Origin of the sequence: Amycolatopsis sp. A1MSW2902 (assembly GCF_017312175.1) — a bacterium.
Taxonomy (GTDB): Bacteria; Actinomycetota; Actinomycetes; order Mycobacteriales; family Pseudonocardiaceae; genus Amycolatopsis; species Amycolatopsis nivea.
Window position 1 is genome coordinate 7,125,580 of sequence record NZ_QJPO01000001.1, and the last position, 16,678, is coordinate 7,142,257.

Sequence of the window (16,678 nt, forward strand, 5' to 3'; positions counted from 1 at the left end):
TGGGTATCGATGTCTCAACGCTCGGAGCGGTTCCCTTCGCGTATGCAGACCCTGACCACCCGCGTGGTGATGGCCGGGGTGTTCCTCGGCGCGGTCATCGCGCTGGCCTTGAGCGTCGCCTTCTCCTGGACCGACACGCTCGCCGGCGGCGCGGGCGGCGGCGAGGGCAAGCTCAGCGAGGCCGCCCAGCAGGCGTTCCACTCGCCGCCGGGCACCTGCCTGGCCTGGAACGCCAAGGACGCCTCCGACGCGCACCAGGTGCCGTGCACGCAGCCGCACCTGTTCGAGGTCACCACCGTGGTCGACATCGGCGCGAAGTTCCCGCAGCAGGCTCCGTTCCCGAGCCTCGACCAGTGGCAGGACATCGCGCAGCAGCAATGCAACGCCGACGTGCGGCCGTACCTCGGCCATCCGCTCGACCCGTACGGCAAGCTCACCACCAACCTGCTGCGGCCCACGTCGGCGCAGTGGGCCCAGGGCGACCGCCAGCTGCGCTGCGGCCTGCAGTTCGCCGGTCCGGGCGGGACGCTGCAGCTGACCACCGGCGCGGCGAAGACCCAGGACCAGTCGATGGTGTGGGCCCCGGGCACCTGCCTCGCGCTGGCGGGCAAGGGCGTCGGCGACCCGGTCGACTGCAGCAAGCCGCACTCGTACGAGATCATCGCGACGCTCGACCTCGCCTCGCACTTCAAGGACGGCTACCCCAAGCTGGACGACCAGAAGTCCTGGCTGGACACCGAGTGCAACAAGGCCGCGAAGGAGTACACCGGCAGCGCCGATCTCTCCTCGAAGAAGCTCACCCTGGGCTGGGACTCGCGCGAGCAGGAGAGCTGGGACGCCGGGTCCACGAAGGTCAACTGCAAGGTCGCGGCCACGCTGCAGGACGGCAGCGGGTTCCAGGCCGTCACCGGCAGCGTGAAGAGCGGGGCGGCTAACTCGTCCGGCCAGCAGCAGAGCCCGCCGCCCAGTTCCAGCTCCGGCGCCGGCGGAGGCAACTGAGCCGTGCCCGTCGAGATGAGCCAGGCGCGGTTCGAGGAACTGGTCTCCGACGCGCTCGACCAGGTGCCCCCGGAATTCGCCTCGGCGATGGACAACGTCGTGGTGCTGGTCGAGGACTTCAACGAGGAAGCACCGGACATCCTCGGGCTCTACCACGGCATCGCACTGACCGAGCGCACCAGCCACTACAGCGGGGCGCTGCCGGACCGGATCTCGATCTACCGGGAGCCGATCCTCGACATCTGCGACACCGAGGACGACGTCGTCGAGGAAGTGCTGATCACCGTGATGCACGAGCTCGGCCACCACTTCGGCATCGACGACGAGCGGCTGCACGAGCTCGGCTGGGGCTGATTCCGGCGGAACCCCGTCCGCCCGTTGCTCTTCCCTGCCCGGCACGACGCCGCGACCACGGAAAACACCGAAGGTCACCAAAGCGTCACAGAACGCCGCCGATCTCCCTAGACTGACCTCACCAGGGCGTTTCCTTTCCTCGTGAGGTGGTTCGTGTCGCATCGTCAGACGGACAGCCGGCTTCGCTGGCTGCTCGCCTCGAGCGGCACCTCGAACCTCGCCGACGGCATCGCCAAGGTCGCTTTCCCGCTGCTGGCCACCACCCTGACCCGCGATCCGGTGGAGATCGCCGCGTTGTCGGCGGTGCAGTTCCTGCCGTGGCTGCTGTTCGCCATCCCGGCGGGCACGCTCGTCGACCGGATCGACCGCAAGAAGGCGATGGTCGCGGCGAACGCGATGCGCGCGCTCGTGGTCGCGGCGGTCACCGCGCTGCTGGCCTTCGGCACGGTGGAGATCTGGACGATCTACGTCGCGTCGCTGCTCGTCGGCATCGCCGAGACGGTCGCGGAGAGCGCGGCGAACGTGCTGCCGCCCGAGCTGGTCGAGGCGGATCGGCTGGAGAGTGCCAACAGCAAGCTGCAGGCGTGCGAGATCGTCGGGCAGACGTTCCTCGGCGGCCCGGTCGGCAGTGCCACCTTCGCGCTGTTCGCAGTCTTCCCGTTCCTGCTCTCGTCGGTCGGGTTCGCGGTCGGCGCCGCGGTGCTGCTGGGCATGGCGGGCAGCTACCGGCCGCGGCAGGAAACGAAGTCGCACATCCGCGCGGATTTCGCGGACGGCTTCCGCTGGCTGCGGCGGCATTCGCTGCTGCTGCGGCTGCTCGCGATCGCCGGTCTGCTCAGCCTGATCAGCGAGCTGGCCCAGGCGCAGCTGGTCCTGTACGCGCTGGAAGACCTGCATTTGTCCGACGCCACGTTCGGCGCTTTCGCGTTCGTCGGCGGAGCTGGCGGACTGCTCGGAGCCGGGTTGACGCCGCGGCTGGTCCGGCGCATCGGACGGCGGACGGTCCTGGTCGGCGGGGTGTTGTTCTGCGCGCTCGGCTTCGGCGGGATGGGCCTGGTGCGGCAGCCGGTGGTGTCCGCGGTGCTGTTCGGCGTGTTCGCGGCGGCAGTGGTGGCGGTGAACGTCGTGCTCGCGACCGCACGCCACACGCTGGTCCCGGGCGAACTGCTCGGGCGCGTCCTCGGGGTCTGGCGCACCGTCGTCTGGGGCGCGATCCCGCTCGGCGCGCTGCTCGGCGGATTGCTCACGAAACTGCTCGGTTCGGCGGGCGACACCTTCGCCGCGTCCGGCCTTCTGCTGCTGTTCGTGACCGGCTATGCACTGTTCGCGCTGCGCGGGCACCCGCTCGATGACAAAACGGCCTCGACCGGCGACGGAGTCCGTTCGCAGCAGTGATCCGGCGCGGGTTTGGTGCTGGAATAGCACCTCACCCCGGCCGCCGGAGGTATGCGATGACTGCACTCGACACCCCGCCGCTGCCGGACGACGACCGCGACACCGAACTCGAATCGCCGCCGCCCGCCTCCCGCCGGCCGCTCGTCATCGCCGCGGTCGCCGGATTCGTGCTCGGCGGATGCGTGCTCGGGCTGCTGTGGGGGCTGTCCGGCCAGCGTGCCGGAGCGAATGTCGACGCCGCGGCAGCCTGCGCCGCGTTCGCTCGCGTCGGGCACATCCCGGACACCACCGGCGGCGTCGACGCGGCCCAATTCACCCGGATGTCCGACGACTCGGTGCACCGCGTCACCGGCGCGGCGGAGCTGGCCAAAGCGGCGGCGACCTTCGACGGCAACTACCAGCCGCTGGCCAAAGCCCTCGACGCGGTGAACAAGATGGTGCTCAGCAGCCGCTTCGACAACCGCGACGGGCAGGCCGCCGTCGTCCAGGCGGAACAACTCTGCGCGCGGGGCTGACCCCACGCGCAGAGCGACCGGTCAGGCCTTGTGCACGGTCTTCACGCCGAGCTGCTTGCCCGGGATGTTCGTGCCCGCGCAGCCGAGGCCGTCGAGCGGCACGAACTTCGACGCGGTCTCCTGCGGCAGGTACACGCGCAGACCCTTGACCGGCGTCGGCTTGCAGACGCCCGGGTCGAAGTTGCGCACCTGCGCGAACTGCAGGTCGGCCGCGGCGGTCTGGCCGGGAGCCAGCTTCACCGGCGCGCCCTTGGTGCCGTCGCGCTCGGCGGCCTGGCCGATCTGGGTGCCGTTTGCGCCGCCGACGTAGGACACGCCCGGGAAGCCCTGGATGGTGCACGGCGTGCTGCTGGTGTTCTTGATCAGCAGCGGCCGGTACTCCGAGCCGGCGCCGGCGTCGCCGCCGCCCAGCGACAGGGACACGTCGCCGGCCTTGCACAGGCCGTTGTCAGCGGGTGGTTTCTCGGCCGGCGCCGTGCCGCCGCTGGGGGCGGACGACGACGCGGAAGACGGAGCGGACGACGCGGCGGACGAAGCCGACGACATCGGGCTGCTCGACGGGGTGTCCGAACTCGCCGGGCCGCTCGCGGCGGGTGCGCCCTGGCCGCACGCGGAAAGCAGCAGCGCCCCCGACGCGCCCACTGCGGACAGGAAGACCAGGGAAATCCACGGTTTCTTCGTGTTTGCCATCTCACTCGCCTCGCTGTGCTGGTGAACGCCTAACTGAGTGAAACCTTCATCCGGAGGACGTGCCAGGTCCGGACGGGGTTGCTCCGCATCCGGTGAGTTCCCCACCGGGCCCGGCTTCACTCAGCGTTTCCCCGCACGAGTGACCGACCGCTCACGAAAGGCGGGTATCGACCCAGCGGAGGCACTCCCATCCGTGGTCGCGGGCTTCCAGCTCGACGAACTTCGTGTTCGGGATCAGGGCCTCGTTCGCCAGCTCCGCGAGCACGTTCGAGGCCAGCCATTCGCCGGCGAGCCGGATCGCGCCGCCGTGGCTGACCAGCACGACCACCCCGTCCGGCGACGTTTCCTCGTGCTTGGCCCGCAGTTCGTTCGCCGCGCCGAGCATCCGGTCGCGCACCTGCGTACCGGTCTCGCCGCCGGGGATCGGGACCTCGAGGTCGCCTTGCGTCCAGGCCTTCACCACCCGCAGGTAGACGCCGATCGAGTCCAGGTCGGTGTTGCCCTCGAGGTCTCCGGCGTCGACCTCCTTGACGCCCTCGATCACCTGCACGTCGAACCCGAACGCCTCGGCCAGCGGCGCCGCGGTCTGCTGCGCACGCACCGCTTCCGACGCGTACACCGCCACGATCGGCTCGTCTTTCAGCTGTTCGGCGAGCGCTGCGGCCTGCTCACGGCCGAGTTCGGTGAGCGGCGGACCAGGCAACGCGGTGTCCAGCGCCCGGCGAACATTGCCCTCGGTCTGCCCATGCCGGACCAGCAGCAACCTCATGCGCCCTCTCCCTTCAAAACCGCGTCGACCCACGCCTGCGCGTCGAGGAAATCCTGGTTCCCCGCGCCCTCTTCGATGGTGGCCGCGACCTCGTCGGCCCGCGGGTGCGAACCGAGGAAGCGCAGGTGGCAACGGCGGCGCAGGGCGGTCATCGCGTCGATGATCCGGGGTTCGGCGACGTGGCCCTCGAAGTCGATGAAGAACCGGTACTCGCCGAAGTTGTTGCGCGTCGGCCGGGCGTCGATCCGGGTCAGGTTGATCCCGCGGCCGGCCAGTTCGACCAGCAAATCGGACAGCGTCCCGGTGCGGTTGACCGCCGCCGCGACGATCGACGTGCGGTCGGCACCGGTGGGCGCGGGCAGTTCGCCCGGGCGGCGCACCATCAGGAACCGGGTCTGCGCGTCGCGGACGTCGGCGACGCCGGTCGCCAGCTCCTCCAGCGGGTAGTGCTCGATCGCGACCGGCGCGGACACCGCCGCGTCGAAATCGCCCTCGACCACGCCGACGGCCGCCGCCGCGGTGGATGACGAGGCGACCGGGGTGGCGTCCGGCAGATTCGTTTCCAGCCATGCGCGCACCTGCGCGAGCGCGTGCGGATGGCTCGCGACGGTGCGGATTTCGCCGCTGCCCGGCCGTTTGAGCACGCTGAAGTGAATCGGCAGGATCGTCTCGGCCGTGGCGACGAGCGGGTCCCCGTCGCTGAGCCCGTCGAGCGTCGCGGGCACCACGCCCTCGACGGAATTCTCGATGGGCACGCACGCGGCGTCCGCGGCTCCGTCGCGGACGGCCTGCAACGCCAGCCGGACGGTCTCGTAGGGGGTCAGGTCCTCGCCCGGCGCGAGCGCGCGGGCGGCCTGCTCGGTGAACGTGCCCTGAGGGCCGAAATACGCGATCCGCAACACGACGGTCAGGCTAGCGACCGCGGGCGTGGCGCTTTTCACTCGGACAGCCGGTGGCTAAACCGGTTACGCCGGGTGGCGTTTTTTGCCATGCTGGAAGGGTGACCGCCGACTCAGGCACACACGCCGGGCACGGGGAAGCCGGTTTGCCGGGTTCCCCCCGAACGCCGGAATTGGTGCTGTGCGCCGTCGATGAACCGCTGGCCGCGGCGTGGACCTCCGCCGTGGCGGACTTCGGCGGCTCCGTCCGGGTGCACCGCGGTTCGGTGCTCGACATCTCCGCACAGGCGGTGGTCAGCCCGGCCAACTCCTACGGCTGGATGCGCGGCGGGATCGACGCCGTCTACTCGCGGGCGTTCCCCGGCATCGAGCAAAGCGTGCGCAGCGCGGTACTGGCTTCTTACGGCGGTGAGCTGCCGATCGGCGAGTCGGTGATCGTCCCGACCGGCGAATCCGAACCGGCGTGGCTGATCAGCGCGCCGACGATGCGCGAACCCGGCGAACGGCTGCCCGCCGACACCGTCCACCCGTATCTCGCGGCACGCGCGGTGTTCCTGCAATGGCAGCGCGGACAGCTGGACTCCGGCCCGGTCTCCTCGGCCGTGCGGACGATCGCGATGCCCGGTCTCGGCACCGGCGTCGGCGGCGTGGCCCCGGCCGCGTGCGCCCGGCAGGTCGCCGCCGCGTGGCAGGAAGTTTTCGGGGCAAACGGTCACCTTCGGTGATCGAATTCCCGCCCCGGTCAGGGGTGCGTGCATCACATCACAGCGCGTTCACGCGCGGTAAGCCCTACCGTTGATACGGCGTTACGGAAGTAGCGCAGACGGAGCCAGCGCAGGCGACGGCCGAGGAGTGTGCGATGCCCACACGGGTCCGTGAACTCAGCCCTTATGTAGAGCTGCATCGGGAACAGTGGCGGGAGCTGCGCAGCTCCACTCCGCTGCCGCTGACCGCGGACGAGCTGGTCCGGCTCCGCGGGCTCGGGGAACAAATCGATCTCGCCGAGGTCGCCGACGTGTACCTGCCGCTTTCGCGGCTGATCAACCTCCAGGTGAAGGCCCGGCAACAGCTGTACGAGGCCACCACGACGTTCCTCGGCGAGGACTGTCGCAACACCAAGGCTCCGTTCGTGATCGGCATCGCGGGCAGCGTCGCGGTCGGCAAATCGACCACCGCCCGGATCCTGCGCACCCTGCTCGCCCGCTGGCCCGACCACCCGCGCGTCGACCTCGTGACGACCGACGGGTTCCTCTACTCCCGCTCCGAGCTGACCCGGCGCGGGATCATGCACCGCAAGGGTTTCCCGGAAAGCTACGACCGGCGCGCGCTGCTGCGGTTCGTCACCGAGGTGAAGTCCGGGGCCGAGCGGGTGTCCGCGCCGGTGTACTCGCACCTGGCCTACGACATCCTCCCGGACCAGGAACAGGTCGTGGAGCGGCCGGACATCCTCATCATCGAGGGACTGAACGTCCTGCAGCCCGGTCCGAGCCTGACGGTCTCGGATCTGTTCGACTTCTCGATTTACGTCGACGCGCACATCGACGACATCGAGCACTGGTACGTCGAGCGATTCCTGAAGCTGCGGCACACCGCGTTCGCCGATCCCGCCTCGCACTTCCACCACTTCGCCGGACTGCCCGACGACGAGGCCCGCGAAGAAGCGCGGCACCTGTGGCGCACCATCAACGAGCCGAACCTGATGGAGAACATCAAGCCGACGCGTCCACGCGCGACTCTCGTACTCCGCAAGGACGCCGACCACGCCATCAACCGTGTTCGACTGCGGAAGCTCTGAGGGTCACCCACACGCGTCTCTCCGGTCTCGTGTTGCACAGCGGCCGGAGTAATTGACCGATCGGCCAGCGTCTTCGTAACCACTTGGCCGATACCAGCGCACCCGTCCGCAAGCGACCCTGAGAGCAGCAGGACGAGAGCAGTTGACCTGCGGAGGAGGCCACGATGTTGACTATCGTCCTGACCTGGGTCGGCGCGGTATTGGGATTGACGCTGCTGGTCGCGATGGCCGCCGGGGCGTTCGTCGTCGACTTCGACGACGCGCTGCGCGAACGGCGAGTGAAGGCACGCGGCACGGCGGAGCCGACCAGCTGAGGCCTGAGCTTCGGGTCCAGGCAAGATGTGCGGCATGAGTCCGGTGAGCCGCGCGCGCAAGAAGAGTTCCCTACCCACCGCCCCCAGCGTCAACGGTCTGTTCAAGGACGTGCTGCGGGACTTCTCCGCGGTCGCGGCCGAGCCCGGTCCGTTCGACATCGAACTGCTGGGTTCCGAGGTCGTCGGGCAGTGGCGGGACGTCGTCGTGGAGGACGAACCGGAATCGCAGCTGGGACTTGAGCTGATCGCCTTCGCCCAGCGCAAGATCACGCCCGGCGCGGCGGCGCTGCTGGCCGCGCTGAAGGTGCTGGCCGAGTCCGAAGAGGAGCGTTCGGCGGCGGCCGAGGCGCTCGGCGTCGTGCTCGGCCGGGGCATCCCGGAGCCGGAGTGGGCCGCCGAGGTCGGACAGGTCAGCGTCGGCGAATGCTGGCGCACCGGGGACGTCTACGGCGACGAATCGTCGCTGCTGTGCGTCTTTTCCCGCGGCGACCACTCGCTCGGTTTGCTGGCGCTGCTGGACTTCACCGAGGGCGGCCGGGTGCGCGACCTGGTGGTCATCGAGGAGCCGCACGAGGTGCTCGCCGAAATGCGCTCGCAGGTCGAGGAAGACGGCGAACTGGTCGTACTGGAGAAAATCGAGCCCGCCGACGCGCACCGGCTGCTGGTGTCCGGGATCGCGGCCACCGACGCGCTGGACGAGCCGGACGTCGGCGAGGACTACACGCGATTCCACGCCATCGCGCTGACCTGGGCGCGTTCGCTGCCGGAGCCGACCGAGGTTCCGCCGGTCGCCGAATGGACTGCCGCGCAGCGCGACGAAGCGGTCTCCCAGTTCCTCGCCGACACGAACCTGCCGGACGCCGACGCCGCCCGCGAAATCGCCAATCTGCTGGTCGACCACGGCTGCCGCACCGAACCGGCGAACCCGCTGCGCGTCGGTCCGGAGAAGCTGGCACGGTTCCTCGAATCCTTGCTGGACGGCGAATACGAACTGGAAGACGAGGACGCCGTCGCACCGGTCGTGCTGTCCTGGGCGGGCTGGGCCGCGGCGCGCGCCGGACTGTCCGAAGTCGCCACGGCCGCGCTGCTGGAAGAGGTCACCGAGTATCTCGGCGAGTACCTCTCGGACGACGACGAGGACGAGGACTTCAGCGACTACCTCGACGGCACCGAATCCGCCGACGAGGCACTGGAAGTGGTGGCCCGCCGCCGGTTCGCGGTGCCCGAACTGTCCACAGTGATCGGTGACGAGGAACTGACCGACCTCGACCCCGGCGACCCGGAACAGCGCAGGCTGCTGGTGATCGGCGCGCACCCGGAGTACCACGAATCGCTGGCCGCGGAGGAATTCGACGGCGCGGACGGCCTGCGCCTCGCGCTTGAGACGTCCATTGTGGACCAGCTGTGGGACGACGAGCCCGCCGAGGTGTGGACCGCCGCGCAGAACCTGCTGCAGCAGGACCTTTCCCGCGCCGACGTCCTCGACCGCTTGGTGACTGTCCTCGAAGGACAGTTGACCGAAACCGAGGAAGAGGACCAGCTCGACTACGACCTCGACGCCTACCGCGCCGCCTTGGCCGAAATCTAGCCCTTCGGCAGCGCGATCCGGGCCGACCGGATCTCCGCGAGCAACCGGGTCTTGCGGCGGTGGACGTTCACCAGCTCGGCGACGTAGCCGGTGAACTCCTCCGCCGTCCCCGCTTGCTTGTGGAGGGTGCGCAGTTTTTTGAGGCACTGCGCCGCTTCCCGGTACGCGCCGGCTTCTTTCTGCGCGATCAGCTGCTCGATCCGTTCGCGGTATTCCGGAATGGACTCTTCTTCATTCTGCGGCACCTCTTTCTGCCGCGGCACCTCTTTCTGCCGCGGTGTTTCCTTCCGCTGCGGAGTCAACACCCGCGCCGCGTAAGCGATCGCCTCGCTGTGCCGCCCAGCCGCCCGCAACACGCGGACGATCTTGAGACTGACGTCCACCCGCGGCGGTTTGGCCGCGAGAATGGCGACCAGCCCGTCCACGTCCCCGCTCGCCTCGGCGATTTCCTCTTGCAGCCGCTCGGCGATCTCGCGCTTTTCGGCCTGCTTCCCGCGCAGCACTTCGTCCACAATGGACCTCATCCGGGCGAGCCCGGCGTCCCCGAGCGCCGCCGCGAAATCCGCCACCGCGACCGCCCGCCCGCTGAACGCCGCCTCGAGCACCCAGTCCGCGAGCTGCTCCGGATCCGGCGGCCGAGCCGCACAAGCCCGCGCGTACAGGGCGACCGCCTGGTCAAGCCGCACCTCGAGGTCCGCCGCGAGCGCACCGTGCTGCTCGAGCATGCCCACGATGTCGTCCACCGCCCGCCGAGCGAGCGGCGCGAGATCAGCGCGGCTGCCGGAGTCGAGCAGCCGCCGCACAGTATCGAGAACCGCACCGATTTTGGCGGTGTACTCGACCGGGTCGGGGACGCTCACGCGAACAGTCTGCCGTATGGCCCGTAACCGGCGTGTGGGCCAACGGCGTACTCTTTTCGGCCCAACCCGGACACCCCAGGTGAGCACCGCGCGTGATAATCAGGTCCGGTGACCCTAGAAGACCTCACCCAGCGCCTCCGCGACTTCGCCGCCGCCCGGGACTGGGAACCGTTCCACACCCCGAAAAACCTGACGATGGCCCTGTCCGGCGAAGTAGGCGAGCTGATCGCCCTGTTCCAGTGGCTGACCCCGGAGGAAGCCGCGAACTGGCGCGCGGACCCGGCCCAGGAGTTCAACGTCCAGGACGAAATCGCCGACGTAATGCTGTACCTGGTCCGGCTGGCGGACGTACTGGGGATCGACCTGCTGGAGGCGGCGAACGCGAAGGTGGACCGGAACGAGAAGAGGTTCCCTCCGCTAGCCCGGTGACCCGGCCACGACCCGCTTCGTCTCGTCGAGATACCAGCCGCCGACCAGCGCACCGACCGCGAGCACGGCCAGCACGATCCCCAGGCCCATCCCCGCGCCGTCGAACATCGCGACCACCGTGATGACCATCAGGATCAGCCCGATCCCCATCAGCACCTGCCCGATCGTCCCGACCCGGCTGGAGGGCGCTTTCTCATGCCTCGGCTGCGGGGCCGGAACGAAGCCCCACAGCACCGCGGCCTCGTCCAGCCGCAAGACGTGCGCGCCGAGTTCGAGCGCCCGGGAAAGCCGCGGTTCGGACTCGCGCACCCCCGAGTCGTACGCCAGGTGCGTGACCGAGCCCGTCAGGTTCTTCGCGAGCTGGAACCCTTCCGACAGCACCCGCGCGCGCAACTGGTCCGCGTCCGCCGTCGTCCCGAGCACCAGCACCCTCGTCGGCTTGTCGCCGGTAGCGGTGGTCCTGAGGTCCACGACCACTTCCAGCGCTCCGAGCGCGTCCGCGACCTGACGCAGTTCGCGGTACTCGACGGAAGTCACCACCCCGTCGGCCTCCGCGACCCGGCGCAGTTCGGCGACGAAGCCGGTGTGGATCCGCTGCACCTCCGCCTCGGCCATCCCGGCTTCGGCCGCGAGATCGGCGAGCGCCCAGACCTCCTCGTCGGTCAGGAATTGGTCGCCGACCGCTTCGGCGAGCAGGTCGAGGTAAGCCTGCGCGACCGGTCCGCCGGCCGCCGCGGGAACCCGGTCCACTGCCTCGGCCATCCAGCCCTTCTCCGCACCGGCCGCAGACCGGCGTATGGCTGCCGCTTGGGACGCGTACCGCGGCAGCTCCGGAAAACGCACCGGCTGCGCGAACCGCAACCCGTGCGTGCCGACGAGCGCGATCATCGCCTGCGCGCACGCCCGGGCGGCCGGTTCGGCGAGGTACCCGGGGAAGTCCTCGATGCCGAAGGCGCGGGCGATGGTGGCGAGCCGGTAGTTAGGCAGTGGCAAGACCGCCTGCGCGGTGTCCTTGAGCGAGATCCCCGGCAGCCGCGGCAGGCGGACGCCCAACTGGCTGATCTCGGCAAGAAGTCCTTCCACCGAGGACAGGTCGTGGGCCACGACGACCGCGCCCCGGCACAGGGCGAACACCTGGCTGAGGATGTCTCCCAAGGCCGGCGCGTCAGCCAGTTCCGCCGCGGTGATGCGGTGCGGGTTGCGCCGGTTCGCGTCCGCGGCGACGACCGTCGCGAACTCGCCGAGGAACGTCCCGTCCCCGCGGAACCGGATAGCGGCGACCTCCAGGACGCGGCCGGTGTGCAGTCCGGTCGTCTTCACGTCGAGCGCGGTGAATTCCGTGCCGCTCGCGGGTACCTGCCCGGTTGAAGACAGGGACAGTCGTTCGATCAGCTCGGCCATCGTGGATGCGCTTTCTCCTGGACAGTTCCCCTAACCATCGTGAGAAGTCGGCGAATCGTCACAAGCGGGAGGTCAGACACTGTCTTTGTGACGGATCCGTGACTTCTTCTTAGCCCTTGCTGCCGGTCGCGTAACACTTGCTGCCGTTTGCGCGAACACCATTCGGCACCCGCCTCAGGAAGAGGAATTCCGAATGCACTCCACGCCCGCGCCGCCGTCGCGTCCCAAGCTGAAACTCCCGACCTGGCTCACGGTCGTCCTCAGCGTCTTCGCGGTTCTTTTCATTCTGGGCGCGGTTTTCGGAAAGCAGGCACCGACGCCGGAGCCGGTCGCCGCACCGGTCGCCCCGCCGCCGACCACATCAGCCACCCCCGTACCGGTGACCTACACCGTGGACAAAATCACCGACGCCGCCAACATCGAACTGGCCGGTTCCGACGGCAGCCATCGCACCGTGCGCATCCTCGGTCTCGAAGTGGCGACCGGAACCAATTGCTATGCAAGTGAAACGGCGGTTTGGGCCAGCAACAAGCTCGCCAGCGCGGCGGTGAAGATCACCACGGACACCACTGACGGCGTCGCGTTGGCCTTGAGCGACGGCACCGACTACGCGACCGCGGCGCTTTCCGCCGGATATGCCCGGCTGTCCGGCAATGTCGTCTCCGATTCGCTGCGCACCGCGGCGAACGCGGCCCAGCAAGCTGCGACCGGATTGTGGGCGGAACCTTGCAAAGGCGTGATCACCGCGCCGACGCCGGTGCCGACACCAACGCCGACGCCGCAGAAGGAAACGCCCGCTCCCCCGCCTGCGCCGCGCACGTCTGAACAAGCCGCCCCGCCGCCGGTCGAGGACACGCCGGAACCTGAGCATGTGTATTACAAGAACTGCGCGGCCGCGAAAGCCGCTGGCGCCGCGCCGCTTCACGTCGGCGAACCGGGCTACCGTTCCGGACTGGACCGCGACGGCGACGGCGTGGCCTGCGAGCGGTAACTCCTGGTGTCGTGCGGCACCACCGGCAGACGAACCGCCTCACGGCCCGTAACCTGGAGATATGCCGATCCAGGTGCTGCTCGTAGACGACCATGAACTCGTCCGGCGGGGCCTGCGCGACCTGCTCAGCGACGAGGCCGACCTGGAAGTGGTCGCGGAGGCCGGGAGCGTCGAAGAGGCGCTCGCGGTGGCCATGCACGTCGAGCCGGATGTCGCGGTCGTCGATGTTCGGCTCGGGGACGGCGACGGCATCACGCTCTGCCGCGAACTGCGGTCCAAGCCGAATCCGCCGGCCTGCCTCATGCTCACCGCGTTCGACGACGAGGAAGCTATGGTCGGCGCGATCATGGCGGGTGCTTCGGGCTATCTGCTCAAGCAGGTGCGCGGCCAGGACGTGGTGAACGCGGTCCGCGAGGTCGCCGCCGGACGGTCGCTGCTCGACCCGGTCAGCACCGCTCGCGTGCTCGACAAGCTGCGTCATCCGCCGACCGACGAGCTGGCCGCCCTCACCGACCGCGAGCGCGACGTCCTGGAGCTGATCGGGCAGGGGCTGTCGAACCGCGAGATCGCCGAACGGCTTTTCCTCGCCGAGAAAACGGTGAAGAACTACGTGACGTCCGTGCTGGCGAAGCTCGGCATGCAGCGCCGCACCCAGGCTGCGGCGTGGATTGCCCGGCGCGGCAAGTGAATCAGCTGCCCGCGACGGCGCGACCGTAGCGTTCGGACAGCAGCCGCAGCCGCGGGATCAGCTCCGGCGGCGATTCGACGGTGAAGTCCATCATCAGCATTCCAATGTAGACAGCCACAGTGTCCAAACTGTCCGCGCCGGTGACGAGTACGCATTGGTGCTCGTCAAGGGGTTCGACGACGCCGACCGTCGGATTGATCCGCGCCAGCACCTCGTCCGCCGGGGCGTCGATGCGCAGCCGCGCGTGCACGATCCACCCGCTCGCCGCGATCGTGCGCATCGCGAAGGCGGTGTAATCCCCGCCCGGCAAGGGATTCGGCTCGAACCGGCGGCGGGTCGGCATCCGCGGCTGCATCAGGTCGACGCGGTAGGTCGCCCAGCTGCCGTCCTGCGGGTCGCGCGCGACCAGGTACCACCGTCGTTGCCAGCTGAGCAACCGGTACGGCTCAACCAGCCGCAGCTCGTCCGCGTAGTCGAACCGGAGCCACTCGACGTGCCGGATCGCCCGCGCGACCTCCTGCAGCACGGTGCCGTCGACCTCCGGATCGGGCGCGTCGGTGCCGGTGTTCTCCGGACCTCGGTCGATTGTCGAGCGCAGGGCGTCGACCGTCGGACGCAGCCTCGACGGCAGGACCTGTTCGAGCTTCGCGAGCGCCCGCGTGCCGGCCTCCTCGATCCCGGAGATACCCGCCGCCGCCCGCAGCCCGACCGTGACCGCCACCGCCTCCTCGTCGTCCAGCAGGAGCGGCGGCAGCTTCCCGCCCGAACCCAGCCGGTAGCCGCCGACGTTCCCGCGCGTCGCCTCGACGGGATAACCCAGGTCACGCAGCCGTTCGACGTCGTGCCGGATCGTGCGGGCCGAGACGCCCAGGCGCTCCGACAGTTCCCGGCCGCTCCGCCCAGCGGCCGTCTGAAGGAGAGCGAGAAGCGCCAGCAACCGCGCCGTCGGATCGGCCATCGAAACTCCTTATTCTATTAGGAACTGATCCTACCTAATAGCCTCCTAGTGTTCTTCTCATGACGAACGCAACCGCCTCCCTCACCCTCCGCCCCTTCACCGTCGAGGTCACCGACGCCGAACTCGCGGACCTGCACGACCGCCTCGCCCGCACGCGCCTGCCGCAGCCGTCGCCGACCGACGACTGGGACGCTGGCACCCCGAACGCCTACCTGCGGACGGCGCTCGAGGCGTGGCGGAGCTTCGACTGGCGCGCCGCCGAAGCGCGGATCAACTCATTCCCGCACTTCACCACCGAGATCGACGGCCAGACGTTCCACTTCATCCACGTCCGCTCCGCCCATCCCGGCGCGACGCCGCTCCTGCTCGCGCACACCTACCCTGGCTCGTCGGTCGACTACCTCGACCTGATCGACCGCCTCGTCGACCCGGTCGCGCACGGCGGCCGCGCCGAGGACGCCTTCGACCTCGTCATCCCCGACGCACCCGGCTACGGCTTCTCCCAGCCCGTCGCCGAAGCGGGCTGGACAGTCGCCCGCGTCGCCGCCGCGTACGACCGCTTGATGCGCGGCCTCGGGTACGAGAGCTACGGAATCCACGGCTCGGACAACGGCGCGATGGTCGCCAGGGAGCTCGGCGTGCTGAACCCGGACGGTTTCCTCGGCCTGCACGTCCTGCAGCTGTTCTCGTTCCCGTCCGGCGACCCGGCGGAATTCGAACGCCTCGAACCGGCCGATCACGCCGGCCTGGCGCACATGCAATGGTTTCACTCAGTCGGTGGCTACAACACGATGAACGCGTCGCGCCCCCAGACGGTTTCCGTTGGCCTCAGTGACTCCCCGATCGGATTACTCGCCTACAGCGAGCTGTTCAACTCCTTCGGCAACGGGACTTCGCTGGTGCCGCTGGAAACGATCCTGCTGGAGGCGAGCGTGAACTGGTTCGCCAACGCCGCTTCCGGGATGAGCCGCAGCTACCTGGAGAACGCCCGCGCACAGGCCGAGACGCGGGTGAGCGACGCGCGCACCGGCGTGGCGGTGTTCAAGGACGACTTCCAGACCATCAAGACCTTCGCCGAACGCGACAACACCAACATCGTGCACTGGAGCCGCTTCGAGGAAGGCGGTCACTTCGCGGCGATGGAACGCCCCGCCCTCCTCGCCGGCGACATTCGCGCTTTCTTCGCTAACCGCGACTCACTCCTGCTGATTCCGCGCCCAAACCCCGCCCACGTTGCTGCGGACGGGGTTCTCGGCGTCCAAGACAGAGCTGTGGGTAGCCGACTTCCAGGGAGTGGTTCACCCAATTGAGTGCCGAATGGATGTTCGATTCTTCGCTACCATGGGGAACGGCTCGGTGGCAGAGCGAATTCGAGGAAGGAGTGTGTTCGATGACTCGTGAAGGCTGAATCTCTTGATGCGCGGTGTGTTCACAGCGGTGGGTTCACAACGGCGCGAGGTCGATGCGGCGTGTATGCCGCGACGATTCAGGACAAACGCGATTCAGACAACGCAGACACAGCGCGTTTCCTGCGATCCGAGGCGGCGGATTCTAGGTGGCTGGCTTGAAACAGTGCTAGGTCGAGGTGGCGTTTCGGTACTGCGCTAGGTCGCCGCGACGCGGGGTCGACGACACAGTGCAGAGCTACGCCGTGCTGTGTGGCTGCCCCTGCCGAGTCCGATGCGATGTCAGCTCGATGCGATGTGGTTACCGCGACGTGCGCGCGCGGCGCGGTAACTGCCGCTTCGGAGTCCACTCAGGACTCGATGCTGGACGGGTTATTGCCTTATTGCCTTGGCGGACAAGGCAATCCTGTCACGGCGGTCGGCGCAACGCGAACTGTCGCCGGTGCGGTGGAGTTGCCGTGCGGTGGAGTCGCAGCGTGATGGCTCCGTGGTGGGTACGCGGTGGCTACGCGGCGGGCGTCCGGTCACAGCTGCAAGGAGCGCGGTCGCGCGTGCGGTGTCGACGTTGCGGCATGGCTGCTTCAGCGTCGATCGCCGCGCTGCGGTTGTTCGTCGCTGCGCCACAGT

18 protein-coding genes are annotated in these 16,678 nt (G+C 69.0%); 12 read left to right on the plus strand and 6 right to left on the minus strand.

Going from position 1 to position 16,678, the window contains the following annotated elements; genetic code table 11:
* Positions 1-9: 9 nt before the first annotated feature.
* The 4 genes from DMP23_RS33155 to DMP23_RS33170 all read left to right on the plus strand — a co-directional run bounded on the left by DMP23_RS33155 (position 10) and on the right by DMP23_RS33170 (position 3,263).
* On the plus strand, positions 10-999 hold the full coding sequence (locus tag DMP23_RS33155) for a septum formation family protein (RefSeq protein ID WP_337823448.1): 990 nt from the start codon (positions 10-12) through the stop codon (positions 997-999).
* A gap of 3 nt (positions 1,000-1,002) precedes the next feature.
* Entirely contained in the window at positions 1,003-1,353 is a 351-nt protein-coding gene (locus tag DMP23_RS33160; RefSeq protein WP_037807040.1) for a metallopeptidase family protein, read from the plus strand.
* Positions 1,354-1,506: 153 nt separating this feature from the next.
* Complete coding sequence (locus DMP23_RS33165) at positions 1,507-2,748, plus strand: MFS transporter (RefSeq protein WP_337823449.1); 1,242 nt, start codon at positions 1,507-1,509, stop codon at positions 2,746-2,748.
* Between the two features lie 56 nt (positions 2,749-2,804).
* The gene (locus tag DMP23_RS33170; protein ID WP_238603620.1) at positions 2,805-3,263 is read left to right on the plus strand and encodes a hypothetical protein; all 459 of its coding nucleotides are present in this window, start codon (positions 2,805-2,807) and stop codon (positions 3,261-3,263) included.
* 21 nt (positions 3,264-3,284) lie between these two features.
* Here DMP23_RS33170 and DMP23_RS33175 read toward each other — a convergent pair whose 3' ends face one another.
* From DMP23_RS33175 to pheA, 3 genes are all read right to left on the minus strand, one after another.
* Complete coding sequence (locus DMP23_RS33175) at positions 3,285-3,953, minus strand: DUF4232 domain-containing protein (RefSeq protein WP_337823450.1); 669 nt, start codon at positions 3,951-3,953, stop codon at positions 3,285-3,287.
* Positions 3,954-4,104: 151 nt separating this feature from the next.
* Complete coding sequence (locus DMP23_RS33180) at positions 4,105-4,722, minus strand: histidine phosphatase family protein (protein WP_337823451.1); 618 nt, start codon at positions 4,720-4,722, stop codon at positions 4,105-4,107.
* Positions 4,719-5,624 (minus strand): prephenate dehydratase, encoded by a 906-nt coding sequence (pheA, locus tag DMP23_RS33185; RefSeq protein WP_037807627.1) that lies wholly within the window; start codon positions 5,622-5,624, stop codon positions 4,719-4,721. Before pheA ends, DMP23_RS33180 begins: the two co-directional genes overlap by 4 nt.
* Before the next feature lie 98 nt (positions 5,625-5,722).
* On the opposite strand from pheA, the gene DMP23_RS33190 reads away from it, so the two are divergent.
* The 4 genes from DMP23_RS33190 to DMP23_RS33205 all read left to right on the plus strand — a co-directional run bounded on the left by DMP23_RS33190 (position 5,723) and on the right by DMP23_RS33205 (position 9,318).
* Complete coding sequence (locus tag DMP23_RS33190; RefSeq protein ID WP_043837850.1) at positions 5,723-6,346, plus strand: macro domain-containing protein; 624 nt, start codon at positions 5,723-5,725, stop codon at positions 6,344-6,346.
* A 134-nt stretch (positions 6,347-6,480) separates the two neighbouring features.
* A complete protein-coding gene (gene coaA, locus DMP23_RS33195) occupies positions 6,481-7,416 on the plus strand; it encodes a type I pantothenate kinase (RefSeq protein WP_043837852.1) in 936 nt (311 codons plus the stop codon).
* 164 nt (positions 7,417-7,580) lie between these two features.
* On the plus strand, positions 7,581-7,730 hold the full coding sequence (locus DMP23_RS33200) for a hypothetical protein (RefSeq protein WP_009085794.1): 150 nt from the start codon (positions 7,581-7,583) through the stop codon (positions 7,728-7,730).
* A gap of 34 nt (positions 7,731-7,764) precedes the next feature.
* Positions 7,765-9,318: a hypothetical protein gene (locus DMP23_RS33205; protein ID WP_336157010.1), complete on the plus strand. Its 1,554-nt coding sequence runs from the start codon at positions 7,765-7,767 to the stop codon at positions 9,316-9,318.
* On the opposite strand, the gene DMP23_RS33210 is transcribed toward DMP23_RS33205, so the two are convergent.
* Entirely contained in the window at positions 9,315-10,178 is an 864-nt protein-coding gene (locus DMP23_RS33210; protein ID WP_337823452.1) for a hypothetical protein, read from the minus strand. The genes DMP23_RS33205 and DMP23_RS33210 overlap by 4 nt on opposite strands.
* A gap of 108 nt (positions 10,179-10,286) precedes the next feature.
* Between DMP23_RS33210 and DMP23_RS33215 the strand changes: the two genes are divergently transcribed.
* Positions 10,287-10,607 (plus strand): nucleotide pyrophosphohydrolase, encoded by a 321-nt coding sequence (locus DMP23_RS33215; RefSeq protein WP_134664482.1) that lies wholly within the window; start codon positions 10,287-10,289, stop codon positions 10,605-10,607.
* On the opposite strand, the gene DMP23_RS33220 is transcribed toward DMP23_RS33215, so the two are convergent.
* Entirely contained in the window at positions 10,596-12,008 is a 1,413-nt protein-coding gene (locus DMP23_RS33220; RefSeq protein ID WP_337823453.1) for a 3'-5' exonuclease, read from the minus strand. The genes DMP23_RS33215 and DMP23_RS33220 overlap by 12 nt on opposite strands.
* A 193-nt stretch (positions 12,009-12,201) precedes the next feature.
* Between DMP23_RS33220 and DMP23_RS33225 the strand changes: the two genes are divergently transcribed.
* Entirely contained in the window at positions 12,202-12,999 is a 798-nt protein-coding gene (locus DMP23_RS33225; RefSeq protein WP_337823454.1) for an excalibur calcium-binding domain-containing protein, read from the plus strand.
* Positions 13,000-13,060: 61 nt separating this feature from the next.
* A complete protein-coding gene (locus DMP23_RS33230; protein WP_009085782.1) occupies positions 13,061-13,687 on the plus strand; it encodes a response regulator in 627 nt (208 codons plus the stop codon).
* Between the two features lies 1 nt (position 13,688).
* On the opposite strand, the gene DMP23_RS33235 is transcribed toward DMP23_RS33230, so the two are convergent.
* A complete protein-coding gene (locus DMP23_RS33235) occupies positions 13,689-14,645 on the minus strand; it encodes a helix-turn-helix transcriptional regulator (RefSeq protein WP_134727975.1) in 957 nt (318 codons plus the stop codon).
* 59 nt (positions 14,646-14,704) lie between these two features.
* Here DMP23_RS33235 and DMP23_RS33240 point away from each other — a divergent pair, with 59 nt between their 5' ends.
* Positions 14,705-15,955 carry an epoxide hydrolase family protein gene (locus DMP23_RS33240; protein WP_337823455.1) on the plus strand — a complete coding sequence of 417 codons (1,251 nt, stop codon included), beginning with the start codon at positions 14,705-14,707 and terminating at the stop codon, positions 15,953-15,955.
* Positions 15,956-16,678 lie beyond the last annotated feature (723 nt).